This window comes from Mesorhizobium sp. STM 4661, assembly GCF_000359125.1.
In the GTDB taxonomy this organism is placed as follows: Bacteria; Pseudomonadota; Alphaproteobacteria; order Rhizobiales; family Rhizobiaceae; genus Mesorhizobium.
In genome coordinates this window covers 12,118-31,506 of record NZ_CAAF010000021.1, presented here as the reverse complement: position 1 = coordinate 31,506, position 19,389 = coordinate 12,118, and the positions used below count along the sequence as shown (strand labels likewise).

At 62.3% G+C, this 19,389-nt stretch carries 19 protein-coding genes and 1 tRNA gene; 6 read left to right on the top strand and 14 right to left on the bottom strand.

Annotated features, from left to right (window positions below):
- Positions 1-17 precede the first annotated feature (17 nt).
- From MESS4_RS06590 to MESS4_RS06545, 10 genes are all read right to left on the bottom strand, one after another.
- The gene (locus tag MESS4_RS06590; RefSeq protein ID WP_006328014.1) at positions 18-356 is read right to left on the bottom strand and encodes a hypothetical protein; all 339 of its coding nucleotides are present in this window, start codon (positions 354-356) and stop codon (positions 18-20) included.
- 143 nt (positions 357-499) lie between these two features.
- A complete protein-coding gene (locus MESS4_RS06585; RefSeq protein WP_006328012.1) occupies positions 500-745 on the bottom strand; it encodes a hypothetical protein in 246 nt (81 codons plus the stop codon).
- A 50-nt stretch (positions 746-795) separates the two neighbouring features.
- Positions 796-1,854 (bottom strand): SagB/ThcOx family dehydrogenase, encoded by a 1,059-nt coding sequence (locus MESS4_RS06580; protein ID WP_244441058.1) that lies wholly within the window; start codon positions 1,852-1,854, stop codon positions 796-798.
- 405 nt (positions 1,855-2,259) lie between these two features.
- Positions 2,260-3,006 (bottom strand): helix-turn-helix transcriptional regulator, encoded by a 747-nt coding sequence (locus tag MESS4_RS06575; RefSeq protein ID WP_006328006.1) that lies wholly within the window; start codon positions 3,004-3,006, stop codon positions 2,260-2,262.
- A gap of 301 nt (positions 3,007-3,307) precedes the next feature.
- On the bottom strand, positions 3,308-4,162 hold the full coding sequence (locus MESS4_RS06570; RefSeq protein WP_006328004.1) for a glutathione S-transferase family protein: 855 nt from the start codon (positions 4,160-4,162) through the stop codon (positions 3,308-3,310).
- Positions 4,163-4,189: 27 nt separating this feature from the next.
- Positions 4,190-4,771 (bottom strand): VOC family protein, encoded by a 582-nt coding sequence (locus MESS4_RS06565; protein WP_006328002.1) that lies wholly within the window; start codon positions 4,769-4,771, stop codon positions 4,190-4,192.
- A gap of 176 nt (positions 4,772-4,947) precedes the next feature.
- Positions 4,948-5,301 carry a hypothetical protein gene (locus MESS4_RS06560; protein WP_006327997.1) on the bottom strand — a complete coding sequence of 118 codons (354 nt, stop codon included), beginning with the start codon at positions 5,299-5,301 and terminating at the stop codon, positions 4,948-4,950.
- Positions 5,302-6,102: 801 nt separating this feature from the next.
- A tRNA-Glu gene (locus tag MESS4_RS06555) sits at positions 6,103-6,177 on the bottom strand.
- A gap of 91 nt (positions 6,178-6,268) precedes the next feature.
- On the bottom strand, positions 6,269-6,676 hold the full coding sequence (locus MESS4_RS06550) for a VOC family protein (RefSeq protein WP_006327991.1): 408 nt from the start codon (positions 6,674-6,676) through the stop codon (positions 6,269-6,271).
- A 28-nt stretch (positions 6,677-6,704) separates the two neighbouring features.
- Positions 6,705-7,088, bottom strand: a complete 384-nt coding sequence (locus MESS4_RS06545) for a hypothetical protein (RefSeq protein WP_006327989.1) — start codon at positions 7,086-7,088, stop codon at positions 6,705-6,707.
- Positions 7,089-7,112: 24 nt separating this feature from the next.
- Here MESS4_RS06545 and MESS4_RS06540 point away from each other — a divergent pair, with 24 nt between their 5' ends.
- Together MESS4_RS06540 and rpoH are read left to right on the top strand one after the other, a co-directional pair.
- Positions 7,113-8,168: an RluA family pseudouridine synthase gene (locus MESS4_RS06540; protein ID WP_006327988.1), complete on the top strand. Its 1,056-nt coding sequence runs from the start codon at positions 7,113-7,115 to the stop codon at positions 8,166-8,168.
- A gap of 228 nt (positions 8,169-8,396) precedes the next feature.
- On the top strand, positions 8,397-9,308 hold the full coding sequence (rpoH, locus tag MESS4_RS06535; protein ID WP_006327985.1) for an RNA polymerase sigma factor RpoH: 912 nt from the start codon (positions 8,397-8,399) through the stop codon (positions 9,306-9,308).
- A gap of 429 nt (positions 9,309-9,737) precedes the next feature.
- On the opposite strand, the gene MESS4_RS06530 is transcribed toward rpoH, so the two are convergent.
- From MESS4_RS06530 to MESS4_RS06515, 4 genes are all read right to left on the bottom strand, one after another.
- Positions 9,738-10,610 carry an MBL fold metallo-hydrolase gene (locus MESS4_RS06530; protein ID WP_006327984.1) on the bottom strand — a complete coding sequence of 291 codons (873 nt, stop codon included), beginning with the start codon at positions 10,608-10,610 and terminating at the stop codon, positions 9,738-9,740.
- Positions 10,611-10,755: 145 nt separating this feature from the next.
- Positions 10,756-11,415 (bottom strand): peroxiredoxin, encoded by a 660-nt coding sequence (locus tag MESS4_RS06525; protein WP_006327983.1) that lies wholly within the window; start codon positions 11,413-11,415, stop codon positions 10,756-10,758.
- Positions 11,416-11,703: 288 nt separating this feature from the next.
- Positions 11,704-12,069 (bottom strand): cell division protein ZapA, encoded by a 366-nt coding sequence (locus MESS4_RS06520; RefSeq protein WP_006327982.1) that lies wholly within the window; start codon positions 12,067-12,069, stop codon positions 11,704-11,706.
- 11 nt (positions 12,070-12,080) lie between these two features.
- Positions 12,081-12,353 carry a DUF4164 domain-containing protein gene (locus tag MESS4_RS06515; protein WP_006327981.1) on the bottom strand — a complete coding sequence of 91 codons (273 nt, stop codon included), beginning with the start codon at positions 12,351-12,353 and terminating at the stop codon, positions 12,081-12,083.
- Positions 12,354-12,613: 260 nt separating this feature from the next.
- Here MESS4_RS06515 and tkt point away from each other — a divergent pair, with 260 nt between their 5' ends.
- The 4 genes from tkt (at position 12,614) to MESS4_RS06495 (ending at position 19,360) form a co-directional block, all read left to right on the top strand.
- On the top strand, positions 12,614-14,605 hold the full coding sequence (gene tkt / locus MESS4_RS06510; protein WP_006327980.1) for a transketolase: 1,992 nt from the start codon (positions 12,614-12,616) through the stop codon (positions 14,603-14,605).
- Between the two features lie 156 nt (positions 14,606-14,761).
- The gene (gene gap / locus MESS4_RS06505; protein WP_006327978.1) at positions 14,762-15,772 is read left to right on the top strand and encodes a type I glyceraldehyde-3-phosphate dehydrogenase; all 1,011 of its coding nucleotides are present in this window, start codon (positions 14,762-14,764) and stop codon (positions 15,770-15,772) included.
- 373 nt (positions 15,773-16,145) lie between these two features.
- Complete coding sequence (locus MESS4_RS06500) at positions 16,146-18,050, top strand: potassium/proton antiporter (RefSeq protein ID WP_006327974.1); 1,905 nt, start codon at positions 16,146-16,148, stop codon at positions 18,048-18,050.
- Positions 18,051-18,163: 113 nt separating this feature from the next.
- Positions 18,164-19,360 (top strand): phosphoglycerate kinase, encoded by a 1,197-nt coding sequence (locus MESS4_RS06495; protein WP_006327971.1) that lies wholly within the window; start codon positions 18,164-18,166, stop codon positions 19,358-19,360.
- The last annotated feature ends 29 nt before the right edge of the window (positions 19,361-19,389 follow it).

Genomic DNA, 19,389 nt, shown 5'->3' with positions numbered 1-19,389 from the left:
AAATGAACGACGCCATTCTACCGATAGCGCGATGCCAGACAGAGGGCCTCGACCTCTTCGAGGTAGAAGCGGCAGCGCACCCGCAGACTTCCGAGACTGGCGTCGCTGGCTCCATTGATCTCGATGGTCTGCATCATGAATTCGAAATGGGCGTGGAACGCATCCACCGCCCCCAAAAGAGTGTCGAAATGGCAGGTATCGGCCATCGCCTCTGAAACGAGCTGGCGGGCTTCCGCGCGAGCAGCGGCCAACGAGCACGGCCGTTCGGCGATCAGGGCTTCAAGTCGGCTAAAAGCGTCTTTCCTGGTCTCGGCGCCCGTGACGTCGGCGCTTTTGATGGATGCGATCATGTTCATGTCTTGCGCTCCTTTCGTGCCGGGCAGGGGCGACCGTCCTTCTCAGGACCGGCAGCAGGTCCTGCGGCGTGCAAAGTGCCTCCGACCGGTTTGGGCAAGGCAGCGAGCTCATCCCTGCATCGGAGATCGCCATTCGTGTTCCCTCACGCACCCACCGATTGGGCCCGCACTGCTTTTGGTGGAAGCGCCGAGCGGCGCGGCGTGCTGGCCATCTGCCGGACCGGCTGCCCGCCGCGAAGGACATCGAATGCCTCCGCATAGGCCATGCCCAGCAGATACGCGATCATCGGGAAACGGCTCGCTTCAGCCATCTGCAGCAGCTCATTGGTCATGGTGGAAATGTATTGAAGGTTTTCGATTTCGGATTGGCGCAACGCTTGATTTGGCACGTGGCTGCTCCTGTTCATCTGGTGGAACTCGGGGGACACGTACCGGGCAACTAATTGCTCGACCTGGCTTCGGAATGCGAAGCCGGATCCGGGACTGCGATGGTCAATGCATAGACTGGCGCGTCGGTGAGGCGCTCCAGGCCGAGCAGACGCTTGATCGCCGAATGGCATAGCGCTGCCGTCGGGCACGCCGACAAGCCGCGATTGGTCGCCGCCAGCATGATATTCTGGCCGATATGGCCCGCCTCGATCAGCACCACCCGGTAGGCGTTGGCGTCCTCGTACTTCCACATGGTGCGATCGAGTTTTGCGCAGAGCAGGATCAGGCAAGGCATCGCATCCGCCCACTCCTGGCCTCCGATCAGATCGGAGATCTTCGGCAGATGATTTGCCGAAATCCTGCCGAGGTCGTGGTCGGCGGCCGAATAGTGGTAGACGCCGGGCTCGAGGCCTTCGACCGCGATCGCAACGACATAGGCTTCATAGGGATTCCGCGCGCCGCCCGAAGGCGTCATCGCGAGCGGCAGGGAACCCACGCAATTGGTGGTTTCGCCGGTAATACCCACCCCGGCAAACAGGCAGTCGGAGAGCTGCTTCAACGTGATGGTAGGCGCACCCATTGTGCGATTGGTGCGCCGCCGCGCCATCAGTGCGAGCAGCTCATTGTCGTCCAACGCCTCCGGCAATCGAATGGCGCCGGGCGGGTTCTTGAGCAGAAGGTCGGGCTGCGGAATGCGCCCCGCGCGTTCGATCTGCCGCTCCTCCGACTGCTCGGTGCTGATGAATTCGCTGTCCTGCACGCAAAAATGCATCAGCGCGGTTGGCACGCCCCAGCCCCACTGCCCGGAGAACGCGGCCTCCTGTTCGGCGATCCGCGACCCGGCCGTCACCAGCGCGGAGAAATCGACCAGCTGGGGAACGATCGCCCTAAGCTCGGAATGCGACCACCCAAGGGTACGCGAGACATCCGCCGGCGATGCCCATTTATCCCAAGCCGCGAGAAGACCGATCACTTCGGAGCTGCACTCGAACACAGTCCTGGTGAGGAAGTTGCAAGCGGTGACCTTGCCGGGTCCGGGATAGAAGACCAGCGTTTTTGAGGAGCGCATTTTCATCGGTTCGACGCCATCGCGAAGACGCGGTACCGGCAAGCGAAAGGCCTGCCGGCGCCTCACGATTTCAGCGCTTGTTGTAGTGCATGCCCTGGGTGAAGAAGACGGTCTGCGTGCCGGCGCTGATCGTCAGCTTCGGAGCGGTGTTCACTTTCTTAGCCATTTTTCGTCCCTCTCTTTAAGAGCCCCACAATGGGATCCGCAGAAAGAAAGGTAGGGTCCGAAATCCTAACAGTTTCTTAAAATTGTAGTAAATTTGGTACCAATACTAGTATGGTATGACGTGCATCCTTATATAATATAAGTAGCGCGACATTTTACGCTTGTATAGCGTAGTCTACTGGTATTTACGCTAATATTGAGTATATTTATTCTTAAAAAGCGTTATGGGCAAGCCACCTGTCAGTCGACTCCATCCCGGGTCAGGCCCACGACGAGTTGATCGACGCTTGGGTCGTCGAGCTTGACGACATGCGCCATCCGGATCGCGTTTCTTGAGCTGATGGCAACTTCTTGCCGCATGATCACCGACACGAAGGCTGGCCCGGATTCGGTCAGCAGCATTGCCCTGCCGGTGAGGACAGGTTCGGAGATGGGTGCCCATTGCACCGAGATAAGCGACGGCTCGCCTGTCTGCCGGCGGTTGATCCCGCTGAAGTAGATCCAGTTCAGGCGCGAGATCGCCACCCCATAGTGGTTGCCGCGCGCGCGTGCCCATGTCGAACCTCGCCGCTCGGACCACCCGGTCACCCTTCTGAAGGTAACAAGTTCGGCTTCGCGCCGCACGAACGTTACCGAACGCATCAAAAGGTCGGTGCGACCTGGTATGGAAAAGTAGGTCAAGTAGGTGCCGCCGGCGATCGAAGGGCTTGGCGGGCGTATCAACTGCTTGAACAGGCTTTCGGAAATCGGCGGCAGGCCTGGGACCATCGGCTCCGCAGCACCGTGGTCCTGGTACAGTTCCGCCTCGTCGATCTTGAAATAGTCGCAGATCAGCTTGGCGGTGGCCTTGTTGGGAACGGTCTGGCCTTGCAGATAGCGCTCGAATTGCGTGCGATTGATGCGCAACTCACGGCACACCGCGCTCACCGAGGCGTGGTCCTTGCAGAGCCGCCTGAGATTTGTGGCGAGATTCTCCCGAATTGACACGTCATCGCCCCCGCAGGCGAATTCAAGGTTTTTTCTGCCCGAATCCTATGTAACCTTTTTCTTTCATACCCAGTGAACCCATTGATAGAACTCGCAGAAAAAACCGATTTGATCATCCTAATGTAACGGCATGGCGGTCTAAAAAAAACAGCGAATCTGTTAGCGGTCCCTGTCATAAGTCCAATTGACAGCCGGATTTTCTGGATGTCGTGGCAAATGGCCCGGAATCGCAAAAGTGCCGAGCGGCTTTGCGAAAAAGCCCAGGGCCCCGATCTCGAACCGTCCAGCCATCCAGCTATGTTCAGGCCGGGACCTGAGACTTGACATAGGCGATATAGCCGCGCACGTCGCCGGCCGGCTCGGCATAGGCCTTGCCAAGCTTCTTCTCCATCGCCGCCATATAATCCCTAGCCCATTCGGGCAGCGCGTAGTCGATGACCGCCAGGAATTCGAGCGTCGCCGCCAGGCGGATGTCGGCGATCGATGGATTCTTGCCGCCGATGAAGGGCTTGCCGTTCCTGAAGAAGGAGTGAAAGACCTCCAGCGGCTCCGCAATCGAGGCCGCAGCGGCCTTCTGGGCTTCCGACTTCCTGTCGGGGTGGGCGTCGCTGTGGCCGACCTCGCCGGCATATTGCGGGAAGTTCAGCGCGGGATAGGTGGCGCGCGCCACATAGGGATAGAGCGTGCCGATGAGATAGAACATGGCGCTGTCGATCATCGCCCGCTTGGCCGGCGCCTTCGGATAGAATTTCTCCAGCCCGTGCTTGTTGGCGAGATACTGCATGATGGCGCAACTCTCCCACAGGACTCCGCGCGGCAGGCCCTTGTCCTCGATCATCGGCGTCAGATGCGCCGGGTTTCGCCCCATATATTCGGGCGAGCGCGTATGACCCCATACATCGGTCTCGAAATGGTCGAGCCCGGCGGCGCGCGCGAACACCCGCACGCTCATATTGTTGACGCTCGGCTTCAGCATGCTGAGCTTCAACCCGCTTTTCCCGGCCTTCGCCGGTTTCGCCTTGGCCTTCGGCGCGGCTTTCTTTGCCGGCTTGGCCTTCAACGCCTTGGCTGCAGGCTTTGTCGCGGCCTTGGCAACTGGTTTCATGGCTGCCTTGGCAACCAGCTTCTTCGCACTCTTCGTTGTTGTCTTTGCCATTGTGGTCCTCCCGAGGTTTGGCTGTCGTCAGTATGGATTCTTCGGCGCCCTGTCGTCCGACAAGGTCGCGCGCGAGCGCTCGACCAGCGCCTGGATCGCATCGGCGAGATGTACCTCCGCGATGTTGTAGTCGCCGCGCCCGACGCGCAGCTTGTGCGCTTCCATCAGCACGTCGGCATGGGTGAAGCCCGCCGGCGGCTCGAAGCGGTAGGAGGCGAGCTCGATCAAGAGGCCGAGCGGATCCTCGAAATAGATCGAATCCATGAAGCCCCGATCCTTAACGCCGCTGTGCTTGATGGCGCCCTCGTCGAGCCGGGAAACCGCTTGCAGGAAGGTGACGCGCGACACCGCAAAGGCGATGTGATGGACGCAGCCCGTATCCGTCGGCGTGCGCCGCGCCACTGGCGTGCGGCTCTCATCGGTGAAGATGGTGATCAGCCGGCCGTCGCCCGGATCGAAATAGAGGTGGCTCTCGCTGGGCCTGTCGAGATTGGGCTGCTCGAAGATGAACGGCATGCCAAGCACACCCTCCCAGAAATCGATCGAGGTCTGGCGCCCGGCGCCGACCAGGGTGATGTGATGGACGCCCTGCGACTGCAGTTTCTGCATTGGTCTCCCTCACGAGGCATCAACTGTCCGTCCGGATCCGCCGAACACCCGGCGTTCTGCGCGCCGCTGGAGCCGTGCCGCAGGATCCATGGCGCGATGCTAATGCAATCGGCCCCGCTGCGCCAGAAGCGGGCCGGCATTGCGCCTAAGGCGAATTGCCTCCGATGCCAGTATCGCTAGTCGAGAAATCTGATCTTCGTGAAGGACATCATCTCTCCCATCACGTTGCCGCTGTCATCGACCTGCTGCCCTTGCCCGACTGTAACGGTCACGCGTTTTCCCTTGTAGCGGGACGGCATCGCGGTTTGATTGTTCCAGCTTTCGCACTCGGGAGCCGAACACAAGCCGACTTGCTCCACCTTCTTACGGTCGACAATGGTCAGATAGCAATTGTCGCCACATTCGAAATCTCGAATGGTGCCAGTGATCTTCCTGTCCTTGGAGAACGACGGCCCACACTGGGCAATCAGGGACGCGGAAATGAGAAGGGGCAAAGCTAGTTGTTTCATGCAGCCAGCTTGCTGCAACATGCCTTACTGCGCAAGCATCACATCTGGCAGAAAATCCTTGGCACGCCCAAGGGGAATCGAACCCCTATTCCCGGTGTGAGAGGGCTGTTACGCGAGCCTCGCTGCAGCCTAAGTTAGTCTGTGCTTTCCTCCATAAACACGCAATATCTATGACTAGCGGGAGCTAGTCACAGCCTGCCCGCGGCCGGCCGACCAGGGTTGGCAGGTCAACCGTGGCACCGCAGTTCCAGTTCGCCAGCGCGCTCGGAGGGGCGGCAAGGCTTAAATGGGGACGGGGCCGCAACCGGCGAGCGCCGGCGGCCCGCGGCGCAGCTCTAATGTTATCTGGAATGAGGTTGCTTCGACGCACGAACATTGACTAGCAGCCACAACGGAAATAGAGCTCGATTGAATAAATGTTGGGGGGATTCAGTGACAATTAGCCGCCGTATTCGCCGCGTTGTTGCGGTATCAGCACTTGGTGCAAGTTTGCTTCTATCTCCAAATGCCTACGCTAAGTCGGCCGCATACCAAGGCGGGTACATTATGGCAGCCTATTTCTCGTGCCCAAATGCGTACGCGTACTCCTCTATGAACAATTTCTTCAAGTACCAAGGCACAAAAGAGTACGACCGTGGCTACGCCGCTTTTTTAGCTGAACTAAAGGGCCCTCGTCCCAGTAAAGTCTGCTTCGATGCAGCGCGTGCGAGCGGTTTTTTCACCGTACGCTGATGCGCACGTTGCTAGCCTGCTGCTGATGGGCGTGTCGCCGGTCGCTTCATGCCTTTCGGCGCCGGCCCGAATACGTGCATTGAAAATCCTTGGCACGCCCAAGGGGAATCGAACCCCTGTTCCCGCCGTGAGAGGGCGGTGTCCTGACCGCTAGACGATGGGCGCGTTCAAGAACCGGCGATATAGGCTGACGGCCGGGAAAAAGCAACTGGGCTTCCGACACTCCGGCCGCGGCCACAATCCGCCGTCGGCAGGCCTATCGTTTCGGCTCGATCAGGTCCCAGAGATTGCCGTGGAGATCGGCGAAAACCGCTACCGTGCCATAGGGCTCGACGCGCGGCTCCTCTCGGAATTCGACGCCCTTTTCCAGCATGGTCGCGTGGTCGCGGGCAAAATCGTCGGTTTCGAGGAACAGAAAGACACGCCCGCCGGTCTGGTTGCCGATGGCATTTCCTTGCACCTCGTCCGCCGCCTCGGCCAGCAGCAGCCGCGCGCCCTGCCCGTTCGCCGGCGCCACCGTGACCCATCGCTTGCCGCCACCGAGATCGACGTCCTCGGTGAGGACAAAGCCCAGTCTGCCGACATACCAGGAAATCGCCTCGCCATAGTTCCTGACCACGAGCGCGACTGTGGCGACGCGTCGGCTTTCAGCAAAGCCGGTCATTGTTGCGGCCCTGATTCTTGCAGCGAGGTCATCTGTTCCGGATTGCGAAGCGCCCGATGATGCGACGTTCCGCGATGTCATAGACGAAGATCTCGCGGCTGCCGTCGGCAAGCTCGGCGTCGATGGCGACGCGGTTGCCGGAGAGCGACTGGCTGACGACTTTGGCGCCGACCGGCAGCACGATGTCGCCGGTCAGCGGCTCGCCTGGTGGCACCTGGACATCGCCCGCCGGCAGCGGGCTGGCGGGCGGCGCGTTGCGCGCTTTGTAGACAAGCGCTGCGATCACCACCATAAGGGCGAGGAAGAGCAGGCCGAGATTGATGGCCATGAAGCGCACGAGTTTCCTCCGCACGCCTTCGACTTTGGGGTCGAGAGGCTTTTCTTCATCTTCCTCGGCAAGCGGCCTGGCCATGCAAGAATTCCGGAACAATTTTCGATGAGCGCTCATAACGAAGAGGCCCCTGAATTGATAGAGGACCAATTCATAGAGGGCGGACCGACAGAGCTGGAAGCCGGCCCCGATGCGGCTGGCCAGCGCCTCGACCAATGGCTGGCGGGCAAGCTCGGTCCCGACATGTCGCGCAGCCGCGTGCAGATGCTGATCCGGCAAGGCGCGGTCAGCATCGGCGGCAAGCCGGTCGACGAAGTCAAGCGCAGGATGGCCGCCGGCGACCGCGTCTCGGTCGATATGCCGGAGCCGGAACCGGCCGAGCCGCAAGGCGAAGCGATCGCGCTAGACGTCCTTTATGAGGACAGCGAGTTGATTGTCATCAACAAGCCGGCGGGGCTTGTCGTCCATCCCGGCGCCGGCAACTGGACCGGCACGCTGGTCAACGCCCTGATCCACCATTGCGGCGACAGTCTTTCCGGCATCGGCGGCGTGCGTCGGCCGGGCATCGTCCATCGCCTGGACAAGGAAACCAGCGGCGTCATGGTCGTCGCCAAGACAGACCGCGCCCACAAGGCCTTGTCGGAGGCCTTTGCCGACCACGGCCTGACCGGCGATCTCAGACGCGCCTATCTGGCGCTGGTCTGGGGCATACCGCCAAGGCCGACCGGCACGGTCGACGCGCCGCTCGGCCGCGCCGCCGACCGCGTGCGCCGCGCCGTGGTGCCGGAAGGCCGCGACGATGCCCGCCATGCGATCACCCATTTCACCGTGGTCGAGCGTTTTGGCGAAAAGCAGCAGGAATTTGCCACGGCAAGCCTGGTCGAATGCCGGCTGGAGACCGGCCGCGCCCACCAGATCCGCGTCCACATGGCCCATATCGGTCATCCCGTCGTCGGCGATCCCGATTACGGCAAGGCCTTCCGCACCAAGGCGAACCGGCTGCCCGAGCCGCTCAGGGGACTAGTGAAGGCATTTTCACGACAGGCGTTGCATGCCCGCCTTCTTGAATTCCGGCACCCGACCACCCATTTATCGATGAGGTTCGAGGCGCCGATACCGGGGGACATGGAGGAACTCGTCGACGGCTTTCGCAAACTCTGAACCCCCATCCATCTGTTCAAAACCTGCCATTCATTCAAAAACCAGATCAGCAAAAACCTGACCGGCATTGTTCACTTTGGCGTGACACACTGTTTCGTGTTGAACAAATGCTGTGCTTTCTGGTTTTGTTCCTGTATAAATCGGTTGTCGCGAATGAGCCTTATGGCATTCGCGTCACATGCCCGCCGCGTTTCGGGGGCATCACTCCAATAGAGAGGGGGCGCTATCATGGCCCAGTCACTACCCAGTATCGTTTCCGGCGAAGGCGGCCTCAGCCGCTACCTGGAAGAAATCCGCCGCTTTCCGATGCTTCAGCCGCAGGAAGAGTACATGCTCGCCAAGCGTTATGCCGAGCATGAGGACACCACGGCTGCGCACAAGCTCGTCACCAGCCATTTGCGGCTCGTCGCCAAGATCGCCATGGGCTATCGCGGCTACGGCCTGCCGATCGGCGAAGTGATCTCGGAAGGCAATGTCGGCCTGATGCAGGCCGTCAAGAAATTCGAACCGGAGCGTGGCTTCCGGCTCGCCACCTACGCCATGTGGTGGATCAAGGCCTCGATCCAGGAATACATCCTGCGCTCGTGGAGCCTGGTCAAGATGGGCACGACAGCCAACCAGAAGCGCCTGTTCTTCAACCTGCGCAAGGTGAAGGGCAAGATCCAGGCGCTCGACGACGGCGATTTGAAGCCCGACCAGATCGCCGAGATCGCCACAAGGCTGAACGTCTCTGAAGCCGAAGTCGTGTCGATGAACCGCCGCCTGTCGGGCGACGCTTCGCTCAACGCGCCGATCCGCGCCAGCGAAGGTGAATCAGGCGAATGGCAGGACTGGCTGGTCGACGACCACGAAAGCCAGGAAGAGATGCTGATCGAGCAGGACGAGCTGGAAAACCGGCGCGGCATGCTGTCCGGCGCTCTTGCCGTGCTCAACGACCGCGAGCGGCGCATCTTCGAGGCGCGCCGCCTCGCCGAGGAGCCGTTGACGCTGGAAGAGCTGTCGGCCGAGTTCGACATCAGCCGCGAGCGCGTGCGCCAGATCGAGGTGCGCGCCTTCGAGAAGGTCCAGGACGCGGTCAAGGCCGCGGCCAAGCGCCAGATGCAGGCCCTGCGCACCATCGAGGCACAGCCGGCGGCGTAACGCCAGCATCGGTAATGAAACAGAAGGCGGCGTCAGGAAACTGGCGCCGCCGTTTTTTATGGGTTCCGCCGACTGCTGTGAACTGTCTCTTCGGTGTTTCTGACTGACGTCTGCGCTGCCCCTCATGCTGCCTTCCAACGTTGGCGGTTAGCGAAAGCCAAAGCGGCATCCGATCTCCCCCCTTGCGGGGGAGATGTCCGGCAGGACAGAGGGGGGTGCGAAGGATCGCCAACTTTCGACGTCAGCTGTTTTCACCCGGAAACCAGGTTGAAGGCACGGCTGTGATTGGTTGACAGGTCGGAGGGACAGCACCCCCTCTGCCTTGCCAGGCATCTCCCCCGCAAGGGGGGAGATCGGCAGTTTCGCTGACGGCCCTATCCGGAATAGCGAGTGCCGACAGGCAGCACCAATCGCCGCGGAGACAACCCCTCAAAGGCAATCCAGCGGAAACTTCAGATAGCGGCGGCCATTGGCTTCCGGTTCCGGCAGGCGGCCGCCATTCATGTTGACCTGCAGCGCGTGCAGGATCAGCCTCGGCATCGGCAACGTCCTGTCGCGCGCCTCACGCAAGGCGACGAATTCGGCTTCCGTCCGGTAGGCTGCAGCATGGATGTTGGCGGCCTTCTGCTCCGCGACCGTGCTTTCCCATCGCGCTTCGCGCCCGCCGGCCTGGTAGTCATGCCCGACGAACAGGCGCGTCTCCTCCGGCAGCGCCAGGATATCCTGGATCGAGCGCCACAGCCGCTCGGCGCTGCCGCCGGGAAAATCGGCTCTCGCCGTGCCGCTGTCCGGCATGAACAGCGTGTCGTGGATGAAGGCGGCATCGCCGATTACATAGCTGATGGAGGCCAGCGTGTGGCCAGGCGAGAAGAGTACCCTGACGGGAAGGGTTCCTATCCGGAAGGTCTCGCCCTCGGCGAACAGCCTGTCCCATTGCGAACCGTCGGCGGGAAAATCCGGCCAGTTGTAGATCGCCTTCCATAATGCCTGGACGTCGACGATCCTGTCGCCGATCGCCGTTGGCGCTCCGGTCTGCTGTTTGAGATAGTGCGCCGCCGAGAAATGGTCGGCATGCGGATGGGTGTCGAGTATCCATTCGACGCTCAGCCCGTGGTCCCCGACGAAGTCGAGCAAGGCGTCGGCGCTCTTCGTGCCGGTTGCCCCGGATTTCTCGTCGAAGTCGAGGATCGGGTCGATGATGGCGCATCGCTTCGTCGTCTGGTCGGCGACGACATATTGGATGGCCCCCGTCGGCTTGTCATGGAAGCCGCTGACCTGTGGCTTCGCCAAAGCTACGTGCAATTTCGGCTTCCTCAAACCAACGCCCGGCAGGAATGTTTTTCTCTCCCGGCACCCGAGAGGAGTATGGTTGTCCACTCGGGTGGGTCAGTCAAGCATCACTTGCCTCGCAAGAGCAAGAAAGCCAAAAACTGTTCCGAAGCGCGGGTCAGCCAGAAGGCTGCTTGGTCTTCCTGAGATAGGGCAGGATCGTCTCGTAGGCGCCGAAACGCTTGACGGCATCCTCGTTCGAAACGGCGGCGGTGATGATGACATCCTCGCCCTGCTTCCAGTTCGCCGGCGTCGCCACCTGGTGCTTGGCGGTCAATTGCATGGAATCGAGCGCGCGCAATATCTCATCGAAGTTGCGGCCGGTCGTCATCGGATAGGTGAGAACCAGCTTGATCTTCTTGTCGGGACCGACGACGTAGACCGAACGCACCGTGGCGTTGTCGGCCGGCGTGCGGCCTTCCGAGGTCTCGCCGGCGCCCGCCGGCAGCATGTCGTAGAGCTTGGCGACCTTGAGATCCCTGTCGCCGATCAGCGGATACTGCACCGAATGGCCGGTCGCCGTCTTGATGTCGTCCTGCCATTTGGCATGGTTTTCGACCGGATCGACGGAAATGCCGATGATCTTGACGTTGCGCTTCCTGAACTCGCCTTCCAGCCCGGCCATCGTGCCGAGCTCCGTGGTGCAGACCGGGGTGAAATTCTTCGGATGGCTGAAAAGCACAGCCCAGCCGTCACCGATCCATTCATGGAAGCTGACCGGCCCGTGCGTGGTGTCGGCGGTGAAATCCGGTGCGATGTCGTTGATACGAAGGCCCATGGCGTGTCCCTACCCCTGTGATTGCGGATTGTGGCCGGCACTGAGCGCAAGCGCCGATTATGCGCTTTTACCACTCCGGCGTCATCCTTTAAACGCCTGTTGCCACCGGCATCGTTGTCGGTGGCGCAAAATTTTTGTCATTTTTCGGCAAATGCAACAGGAATATCTGCCGCCATCGCATCGGCCCGAAAATCGGAATCGATTTTCGGAAAGCACGATGCGAAGAGTCAAAGTGTTAGAGCGTATTTTCCGAATGGACGCACGTCGCTCTAATGGCGACCCGCCGGCTCAGGCCTTCTTCACCGCCAGCGTCGTCGCCAGATCCTCCATGCGCTGGGCCAGCGCGCCAAGCGCGCCGGTCAGCACGCTGTCGTTCTTGTCGGCCTTGGTCAGCGCGTCATCGCGCGTCTTGCGCAGCGTCAGCACTTCCGTCTCCATGCCCTTGACGCGCTTTTGCAGTTCGGAAAGCTCGTCCATGACCATGATGCCGGCCATCACCGTCAGCCGCTGGTCGCCGATCTCGCCGAACGAATCCTTCAGATGCGAGACATAGCGATCAAAGCGCTCGGCGAGGTCGATCAGATGCTCTTCCTGGCCCTCGTCGCAGGCCATGCGATATTGCTTGCCGTCGATGGAAACCGTGACTTGTGCCATTGGGCCAGCCCCTATCTGTCCAGCACGGCGCGGATGGTTTCCATGGCGGTCACCAGCCGGCGCGAGACTTCCTTGTTGGCATCCTCCAGCCGTTCGGCGCGCGCTTCGGAATTGTCGAGTTCCTGCGCCAGCCGCGAGCGGTCGGCGTTCATGCGCTGCACCTCGGCCTCGGCCTCCGAATAGTCCCGCTCGTTCTCGAGCTTGGCCGCCACGGCGTTTTCCAGCCCCTCGATGGCTTTACCCAGCCTGGCGATAACTTCCTTAAGCGTCGTTTCCCCGGTCATGGCTTTCGTCCTGCGCCCTGCCCATCACCGAATCATTCACGTTCAGAACGCGTTATGTGGGAAACATTACGCGCCGTGTGAAGGCGACGTCAATAAAGCTCTCGCGACTGTCCCCTGCTAACGCTAATGTAGCGGGGTTGCGGCATCACAAGACCGGCAAAAACGCACCGATTTGTTGACTCAAGAGCCGCGCCTGCTATGTGTCGCGCACCCTTTCCAAGGCCTCTCCCAAGGCCCCGAACCCCCACCCCGGAGGAACCATGACGTCGCGTGAACAACATGACCGGATGGCCAATGCGATCCGTTTTCTCTCCATGGACGCCGTCGAGAAGGCGAATTCCGGCCATCCCGGCCTGCCCATGGGCTGCGCCGACATCGCCACGGTGCTGTTCACGCGCTTCCTGAAATACGATCCGAAGAACCCCCATTGGCCCGACCGCGACCGTTTCATCCTGTCGGCCGGCCATGGGTCGATGCTGCTCTATTCGCTGCTTCATTTGACCGGCTACGAGGACATGACCCTCGACCAGATCAAGCATTTCCGCCAGCTCGGATCGAAGACGGCAGGCCATCCCGAATACGGCCATGCCACGGGCATCGAGACGACCACCGGCCCGCTCGGCCAGGGCCTCGCCAATTCGGTCGGCTTCGCGCTCGGCGAGCGCATCATGAATGCCGCCTTCGGCAACGACCTCGTCGACCACTACACCTATGTGCTGTGCGGCGACGGCTGCCTGATGGAAGGTGTTTCTCAGGAGGCCATCGCGCTTGCCGGCCACCTCAAGCTCAACAAGCTGATCGTCTTCTGGGACAACAACAACATCTCGATCGATGGTCCGGTATCGCTGGCCGACAACACCGACCAGGTCGCCCGCTTCCAGGCCTCCGGCTGGAACGCCAGCCACATTGACGGCCAGGACCCCGAAGCGATCGCCTATGCCATCGAAGCCGCCCGCCACTCCGACAAGCCGACGATGATCGCCTGCAAGACCATCATCGGCTTCGGCGCGCCGACCAAGGCCGGCACCAACAAGGCGCATGGCTCGCCGCTCGGCGCCGAGGAGATTGCCGGCGCGCGGAAGTTCTTCAACTGGGATTCGCCTCCGTTCGAGATTCCGGCCGACATCCTCGACGCGTGGCGCACCGCCGGCAAGGCTGGCGCCAAGCCCCGCACCGACTGGGAAGGCCGCCTCGCCAAGGCCGACGCCAAGCTGCGCGGCGAATTCGAGCGCCGTATCGCTGGCAAGCTGCCGGCCAATTTCGACGCCGTCATCGCCGACTACAAGAAGAAGCTGTCGGCCGACAAGCCGAAGGTCGCCACCCGTAAATCGTCGGAGATGGCGCTGGAAGTCATCAACGGCGCGGTGCCTGAAACCATCGGCGGCTCGGCCGACCTGACCGGTTCCAACAACACCAAGACCAGCCAGACCAAGAACATCACGCCCGACGATTACGGCCAGCGCTATGTCCATTACGGCATCCGCGAGCATGGCATGGCCGCGGCACTCAATGGTTTGACACTGCATGGCGGCCTCATCGCCTATGGCGGCACCTTCATGTGCTTCTCCGACTACGCTCGCCCGTCGATGCGGCTTGCCTGCCTGATGGGCATCCGCTCGATCTTCGTCATGACCCACGATTCCATCGGTCTCGGCGAAGACGGCCCGACCCACCAGCCGGTCGAGCATCTGGCGGCACTTCGCGCCATTCCGAACCACAATGTCTTCCGCCCGGCCGACGCGGTCGAGACCGCCGAATGCTGGCAGTTGGCCCTCGAGACGGAGAACACGCCGTCGACGCTGGCGCTGACCCGCCAGAACCTGCCGACAGTGCGCACCGAATACTCGGCGAAGAACCTGAGCAGCCAGGGCGCTTACGAGCTGGCCGCTGCCAGCGGCGAGGCGGCGGTGACGATCTTCGCCACCGGGTCCGAGGTCGAGATCGCGCTTGCTGCCCGCGACTTGCTGGAGAAGCACGGTCACCCGACCCGCGTCGTCTCGGTTCCCTGCTTCGAACTGTTCGACAAGCAGAGCGAAGCCTACCGCAAGAAGACGATCGGCGACGCGCCGGTGAAGATGGCGATCGAAGCCGGCATCCGCCAGGGCTGGGATCATCTCATCGGCATCGACGGCATCTTCATCGGCATGACCGGCTTCGGCGCTTCGGGCTCGATCGAACAGCTCTATCCGCATTTCGGCATCACCGCCGAAGCCGCGGCCAAGGCGGCGGAAGCCCGCCTGCACGGCAAGTAAGGGATCGAGGCCCCGCGAAATCGAGCAAAGCGATTTCGCGGGGCTGGCCTAACCTAATCGATTTAAATCCACGTCGCCGCGGCTGGATTCTTTCCGTCTCCGCCGCTATGAAGCTGCGGACCAATTGTCTGCCTTCCAGCTCCCAGGGAGAGAAAAATGACCGTCAGAGTTGCCATCAACGGATTTGGCCGCATCGGCCGCAACATCCTGCGCGCCATCCACGAATCCGGCCGCAAGGACATCGACATCGTCGCCGTCAACGACCTCGGCCCGGTCGAGACCAACGCGCATCTGTTGCGCTATGACAGCGTGCATGGCCGCTTCCCGCATGAAGTGACGGTTTCCGGCGACAAGATCACCGTCGGCAAGGAGACGTTCAAGGTCACCGCGATCAAGGATCCGACGCAACTGCCGTGGAAGGAACTCGGCATCGACATCGCGCTCGAATGCACCGGCATCTTCACCGCGCGCGACAAGGCCGCCGCACATTTGACCGCCGGCGCCAAGCGCGTCATCGTCTCGGCCCCGGCCGAAGGCGCCGACCTCACCGTCGTCTATGGCATCAACCACGACAAGCTGACCAAGGACCACATCGTCATCTCCAACGCGTCCTGCACCACCAACTGCCTGGCGCCGCTGGCGGCCGTGCTGCACGAAGCCGTCGGCATCGAAAAGGGCATGATGACGACGATCCATTCCTACACCGGCGACCAGCCGACGCTGGACACCATGCACAAGGACCTCTACCGCGCTCGCGCCGCGGCCCTGTCGCAGATCCCGACCTCGACCGGTGCCGCCAAGGCGATCGGCCTGGTGCTGCCCGATCTCAAGGGCAAGCTCGACGGCATCTCGATCCGCGTGCCGACCCCCAACGTTTCGGTGGTCGACTTCAAGTTCATCGCCAAGCGTTCGACCACCGTGCAGGAAATCAACGAAGCGGTGATCGCCGCCTCCAACGGCAAGCTGAAGGGCATCCTCGCCGTCACCCATCACCCGAACGTCTCGATCGACTTCAACCACGATCCGCATTCCTCGATCATGGCCCTCGACCAGACCAAGGTGATGGACGGCAATTTCGTTTCGGTGCTGTCCTGGTACGATAATGAATGGGGTTTTTCGAACCGCATGGCCGACACCGCTGTCGCCTTCGGCAAGACCATCGCCTGATCACGAACCGTCGTCTGACGACTTCAAACGCCCGGCTCCGTCCGGGCGTTTTTCGTCAGGGTCCCAGGCAAGGCGCACTCATCACTTCGTCATCCTATGGCGAAGCAAGGAGCGAAGCGACGCGGCGCAGACCATAGTATCCATGCCATGACTTCGCAGTGCTGCTGTGGTGCACAATTCTGCTCCGTAGCACTCTCCGGTCGATGTTATGGCATGTATCCCAGGGTCATCGCGCCGCTTCGCGTCGCTCCGCCCTGGGATGACGAAAGTTAGGACATAGGCCAAAAAGCCACCCTCCCGCCTTGCACTGGTCACGTCTTCGCCTCACTCTCCCGTAATTCGAGAGGGACACGAATGTGAGGGGCAAATTCGGATGGAGCATGCGATCTATCTCGTGACGCTGGTCGGCACCGCGCTCGTCGTTGCCGCCGCGTTTTCGAGCCTGATCGCCTTCCGCTTCGGCGCCCCTCTGCTGCTGCTGTTTTTGTGCATCGGCCTCGCCACCGGAACCGACGGCCTCGGCATCGAGTTCGACAATGCGCGGCTGGCTTATTTTGCCGGCTCACTGGCGCTGGCCGTCATCCTGTTCGATTCCGGTTTCGGCACGCCGCTCAACGCCTTGCGGCAGGCGGCAGGACCGGCGCTGTCGCTGGCGACGTTCGGCGTGCTGATAACCACCGGCCTGTTTGGCGCCGCCGCCCATTATTTTATCGATCTCACCTGGCTGGAATCCTTCCTGCTGGGCGCCGCCGTCGCCTCGACCGACGCGGCAGCGGTCTTCTTCCTGCTGCGTGCCGGCGAGATCAATCTGCGTGAACGCACGCGTTCCACGCTCGAGGTAGAGTCCGGCACCAACGATCCGATCGCCATTTTCCTGACGATCACCCTGGTCGAGATCATCGCGGCTCGCGCCAACCCTGAAGCCAAGATGCTGGTCACCGATCTTTTCCTCGGCTTCCTCATCAATATGGGGCTTGGTGCCGTTGTCGGCGTGCTCGGCGGCCTCGCCATCGTGCGCCTCGTCGACCGGCTCAATCTCGATCACGGCCTGCTGCCGATCTTCGTGCTGACCTTGTCGTTGATGGTGTTCGCCGCCGCCGGCGCCATTGGCGGTTCCGGCTTTCTCGCGGTCTATCTCGCCGGCCTGGTTGCCGGCAATTCCGACATCCGTGCCGTCACCATCCTCAAGCGCTTCCAGGACGGCATGTCGTGGCTGGCGCAGATCATCATGTTCCTGATCCTCGGCCTGTTCGCCACGCCCTCGCAATTTCCGGCGATCCTGGTGCCCGCGGTGTTGCTCGGCCTGTTCCTGATATTCGTTGCCCGGCCGATCGCCGTCTGGGTCTGCCTGATCCCATTTCGCCTGCCCCGCCCCGAGATCGCCTTCATCTCATGGGTCGGCCTGCGCGGCGCCGTGTCGATCCTGCTCGCCATCACCCCGCTGCTCGGCGGCCTGGAGAACGGCCGTATCATCTTCAACATCGCCTTCATCGTCGTGCTGGTGTCGCTGGTCGTGCAGGGATGGACCGTCGGCCCGCTGGCGCGCCGCCTCGGCCTGATCGTGCCGGCTCGCCTCGGGCCGCTGGACAAGGTCGAGCTCGAACTGCCGGGTTCAGCCCATCACGAGTTGCTCGCCTACCGCGTGGCGCCCGGCAGCCCGGTGGCGCGCGGCGAGCGCATTCCGCGCTGGGCACGGCCCTCGCTGGTGCTGCGCGACGGTCGCTCGATGCGCTTCCAGGACATGGGCAGGCTGGCCGCCGGCGACCATGTCTACATCTTCGTGCCGGACCGCTATCCGCGCCTGCTCGACAAGCTGTTCGCCAGCCGCGCCGTGGTCGATCCCGAGGATGCGGATTTCTTCGGCGCCTTCGCCGTCGACCCGGCGCGCTCGGCCGCGGAACTGGAAGCAGCATATGCGCCGGGCTTGACCGAGGAGGAACGCAAGCTGACCGTCGGCGCCTTGGTGACGGCACGGCTCGGCGGCCATGCCGAATATGCCGACCGCGTGCTGCTTGGCCCGATCGAATTGATCGTTCGCGACGTCGACGACAAGGGCAGGATCACGGGCCTTGGTCTTTCCTTCGAGCCGACCGCACCCGTGGCGCGGGTGCCGGTGTTCCTCAGCGCCGGCGAGATCGGCGACCGCATCGCCGCCTTCGTCCGCAATTGGCGCAAGCCGCCCGAAGCGCAGATTGCCGAGACGCCAATTGCCGAGGCACAGGCGGACGCGAAGCCGGCCCCGGAACCCGTCGTCGAAAAGGCGGCAACCGAGAACTGACCACTCCGACCCGGACGGCCGGCGCTCATATTTTCCATCAGGCCCGGCCGCGGGTCTTGCATCGTCGTTGGCGCGGGGTATGGTCCCGGCGATTTTTCGCGAAAGGGATCAGCATGGCCGGCTTCAATACACTGGACGACATCGGCAACATCGGCGGCAAGCGCGTGCTGGTGCGTGTCGACCTCAACGTTCCCGTCGCCGACGGCAAGGTCACCGACGCCACCCGTATCGAACGCATCGCGCCGACCATCACGGAGCTGTCCGGCAAGGGCGCCAAGGTCATCCTGCTTGCCCATTTCGGCCGCCCCAAGGATGGTCCGACCCCCGAATTCTCGCTCGAGCCGATCGCCAGGGCGACGGCGGAGGTGCTTGGCCGCCCCGTCGGCTTTGCGTCCGACTGCATCGGCGACACAGCCGCAAGCGCCGTCGCCGCCATGAACAAGGGCGACGTGCTGCTTCTCGAAAACACCCGTTTCTACAAGGCCGAGGAGAAGAACGACCCGACCTTCACCGAAAAGCTCGCCGCCAATGGCGACATTTTCGTCAATGACGCCTTTTCCGCCGCGCACCGCGCCCATTCATCGACGGAAGGGCTGGCGCAGCTTCTGCCGGCCTTCGCCGGGCGCACCATGCAGGCCGAGCTCGACGCGCTGGAGAAAGGCCTCGGCAATCCGGTCCGTCCCGTCGTCGCCATCGTCGGCGGCGCCAAGGTCTCGACCAAGATCGACCTCTTGATGAATCTGGTGAAGAAGGTAGACGCGCTGGTCATCGGCGGCGGCATGGCCAACACCTTCCTTGCCGCGCGCGGCACCGATGTCGGGAAATCGCTCTGCGAGCACGACCTCGCCGGCACCGCCAGGCAGATCATGATCGAGGCGGCAGAGGCCGGCTGCGCCATCATCCTGCCGGTCGACGGCGTTGTCGCGAAGGAATTCAAACCGGGTGCGGCCAGCCGGACCGTCGCCATATCGGAGGTGCCGGCCGACGGCATGATCCTCGATGTCGGCGAAAAGACCGTGAAGACCATTGCCGACTGGATCGACCGCGCCGCGACGCTGGTCTGGAACGGCCCGCTCGGCGCCTTCGAGATCGAACCGTTCGACCATGCCACGGTTGCGGCGGCCAGGCACGCCGCGGCGCGCACCAAGGCCGGCAAACTGGTCTCCGTCGCCGGCGGCGGCGATACGGTGGCGGCGCTCAACCACGCCGGCGTCGCCGACGATTTCACCTATGTCTCGACCGCCGGCGGCGCCTTTCTGGAATGGATGGAAGGTAAGCCCTTGCCCGGCGTCGACGCGCTGAAGCCCTGAAACGAGGGCGCTGAAGGGGCGCTCGCGAC